Annotated in this window: 2 protein-coding genes and 1 pseudogene; 1 reads left to right on the top strand and 2 read right to left on the bottom strand. The window is 46.8% G+C overall.

Annotation, left to right across the window (positions count from 1 at the left end; translation table 11 throughout):
• A pseudogene (locus tag F6K38_RS37590) lies at positions 1-320 on the top strand (photosystem II q(b) protein); the annotation flags it as partial.
• Between the two features lie 403 nt (positions 321-723).
• On the opposite strand, the gene F6K38_RS37585 reads toward F6K38_RS37590, so the two are convergent.
• Positions 724-1,830: a TRAP transporter substrate-binding protein gene (locus F6K38_RS37585; protein WP_287360082.1), complete on the bottom strand. Its 1,107-nt coding sequence runs from the start codon at positions 1,828-1,830 to the stop codon at positions 724-726.
• Between the two features lie 94 nt (positions 1,831-1,924).
• Positions 1,925-3,342: magnesium chelatase ATPase subunit D (bchD, locus tag F6K38_RS37580; protein WP_287360081.1), on the bottom strand; the 1,418-nt coding region annotated here is incomplete at its 5' end.

Genomic DNA, 3,342 nt, shown 5'->3' with positions numbered 1-3,342 from the left:
TCGGTCGTTTAATCTTCCAATACGCTTCCTTCAACAACAGCCGTTCCTTGCACTTCTTCTTGGGTGCATGGCCTGTAATCGGCATCTGGTTTACTGCACTGGGCATCAGCACCATGGCATTTAACCTCAACGGTTTCAACTTCAACCAGAGCATCATTGACTCACAAGGTCACGTGATCAACACCTGGGCTGACGTACTAAACCGTGCCAACCTAGGTTTCGAGGTAATGCACGAGCGTAACGCTCACAACTTCCCTCTAGACCTAGCTGCGGCTGAAGCTACTCCTGTAGCTTTGACTGCTCCAGCAATCAACGGCTAATAATATCGTAATCTGATCACCCCTAGGGGAATACAAAAGTATCCCCTAATAGCGCTCTCCAAAAAGGGAGCGCTTTTTTATTTGGTGGCAAAGCACCAATCGATTTTCCAAAAAAAATAAGAGAGCCGTCTTCGAGACTCTCTGGGTCATCAGGGTGCATCTATCTACTGATCTCAATATAACAGATTTATCGAGGGGTGTCACCCCTCATAGATAAAAACTACTAAGCAGCTGACTCTAGCTATGTTCAGGTTTGAATTTTTCCCAAAAAAATAAGAGAGTCGTCTTCAAGACTCTCTAGGTCATCAGGGTGCATCTATCTACTGATCTCAATATAACAGATTTATCGAGGGGTGTCACCCCTCATAGATAAAATTTGGTAATTTAAGATGGCGATAGTGCTCTAGTTCCGAGAAAAGGCGAAATTCGCGAAACTCAATTCATTTGTGCCATGCCACTTGTAAATTTGCTTGCGAAACCCCTTCCACTGTTCATAAACTTTCTTAAACTTGGGATCTTTGCTAGCATCTTCCTCAAATAAATCGAATGATGCTTTCTCAGCCGCTTGCAAAATGTCTTGAGAGTAAGGAGTCAGCTTAGCACCTGCTTTAATCAAGCGTTCCAATGCCGCTCCATTCAAAGCATCATACTGAGCCGCCATGTTGATATTGGCGTACCTGGCAGCATCTTTAAAGATTTCCTGATAGTCCTTGGGCAACTTATCCCAAGCTTTTTTATTAACCTGTACCTCTAGGGTTGGTCCGGGTTCCCACCAGCCGGGATAATAATAGAACTTAGCTGCTTTGTACAAGCCCAGCTTCTCATCATCATAGGGACCAACCCATTCAGCGGCATCAATGGCTCCCCGGTCTAGGGCAAGGAAAATTTCACCCCCAGGTAATACTTGGACATTCACCCCCAAGCGCTCCATCACTTTACCTCCTAATCCAGGGATACGCATTTTTAATCCCTTCAGGTCAGCTAAAGAATTAATTTGTTTCTTGAACCAACCTCCCAGCTGAGTACTGGTATTACCTGCTGGAAAATTAATCACGCCAAAGTCAGCATAGAGTTCCTGGAGCAATTCCAAGCCACCACCGTGGTACAACCAGGAATTTTGTTGTGGAGCGGTTAGACCAAAGGGTACACTAGTGCCGAATGCTAGGGCTGGATTTTTGCCAACGTAGTAGTAACTAGCGGTATGACCACACTCAACGGTTCCCTGTTGGACGGCATCGAGAACCTCTAATCCTGGTACAATTTCACCAGCAGCAAAGGGGGTAATCTGGAAACGCCCATTGGTCATTGCACTGACCCGCTTACAGACAGTATCAGCTCCCCCATAGATAGTATCAAGGGATTTTGGCCAGCTGGTCACCATTTTCCATCGAACTATAGGCTGACTGCCGGATTGAGCAACGGGTCCTGTACTAGCTTGATTACAGGCCGCTAAGGCAGCTGTACTGGCTGCACCAATCGCAGCGTTACTAAAAAATTTTCGGCGTTTCATGGTTGTTGATTCAATAGTGGGTCATCTTTTGGGCAAATTTTATCAACTTTAGTAACTAGACACCCTTTCGCCGATCCGCTATTCCCTTTGCTATTTACCTAGATGTAATATCAGCGATCGCATTCTTAGTCATAGCTGCGATCGCTTTATCAGTTGCTTTCGGTAAATGATAATACTTACCACCTGCTTGTTTGGCCAATTCCTTAGCAAAACCAGTAGAAACAAACTTACTCTCGGTATCAATCACTAATAATTGAACCCCATTAGCTCGAATGCGAGCGGCAATTTCCAACAATTCCCCTTTAATATCTGGCTTTTCCCCTTCTGGTAGAGGTTCTCCCAAGGAACGAGCTAAGGGAATATTGCCCCGACCATCAGTAATTGCCACAATTACCACTTGACCAATATCCCCAGACAATTGAGCATTCATGCCCACATGCACCGCCTGAGTCAATCCATGAGCTAAAGGGGAACCACCACCACAAGGTAATCGCTCCAAACGCCGCTTTGCTAAAGCAATGGAACGGGTAGGGGGTAACAACACATCGGCTTGTTCTCCTCGGAAGGGAATCAGGGAGACTTGGTCACGGTTTTCATAAGCTTCCGTCAGAAGCTGCATCACTGCTCCTTTTGCAGATTGCATCCGGTTTAGAGCCATAGACCCTGACGCATCTACTACAAAAACTACCAAGGAGCCAGCTTTTCGGGCTAAGCGCTTGGATCGTAAATCCCCTTGTTCGATAATCACCCGACGGTTAGGATGACGTTGCCTACGAGCTTTTTGATAGGGTGCAGCAGCTCTGAGGGTGGCATCTACAGCAATCCGCCTTACTTTCCCCTTCGGTAGTATCGGTTTAACATACCGACCCCGGTCTTCTGAAAAGATAATGCTACGGTTTCCGGACTTACCTTGCCGTTGTGCCATCTGGGCAAAGTAGAGCACACTAGGGTCAAGGATAACCCCTTCTGGGTCAAAGAGAAACTCTTCCGGGATATTCGGAGCTTCCTGTTCTTGCTCCTCTGAGTCATTGTCGTCCTCTTTGTCTTCCTCTTGGTCTTGTTCTTCTTGAGATTGATCTTGTGGGGGTGGGGGAGGAGGAGGTTGTGGTGCTTCTTCTGGTGGTGTTTCTACCATAGTCGCACGGGGGACAATTACCAATTCCACCGCCCGACGTAAATCCTCGGAATTAACTGTCTGACGACCATCTAAGGCTGCTGCAGCTTTAGCAACTCGAACGGCAAACAGTTCTGCGCGATGACCTTGGACACCACCTCGGATGGCTTCATTGACCAGATAGGTAATTTGGTCATGGGTAATCTCAACATCCTTGAGCCACTCTCGCGCTAGAATAATATCCGTCTTGAGGGTATCGAGATCCTCCTGGTATTCCTCCAGAAACTGCTGGGGAGAGTTAGCGTATGCGATCGCTTGTTCTACTGCCTCCACCCGTTGCTCTAATGCCAAAACACCGTCAGCAGAGAGGGTAATGGCAATTCTGTCCAATAAATGTT

The sequence above is a fragment of the Moorena sp. SIO3B2 genome (assembly GCF_010692525.1).
GTDB classification, from domain to species: domain Bacteria; phylum Cyanobacteriota; class Cyanobacteriia; order Cyanobacteriales; family Coleofasciculaceae; genus Moorena; species Moorena producens.
This window is presented reverse-complemented; position numbering and strand designations above follow the sequence as displayed.

What these genes read in the sequence shown, in the direction of transcription:
- F6K38_RS37585 (WP_287360082.1), bottom strand. Translation starts at nt 1,830, where the DNA reads ATGAAACGCCGAAAATTTTTTAGTAACGCTGCGATTGGTGCAGCCAGT.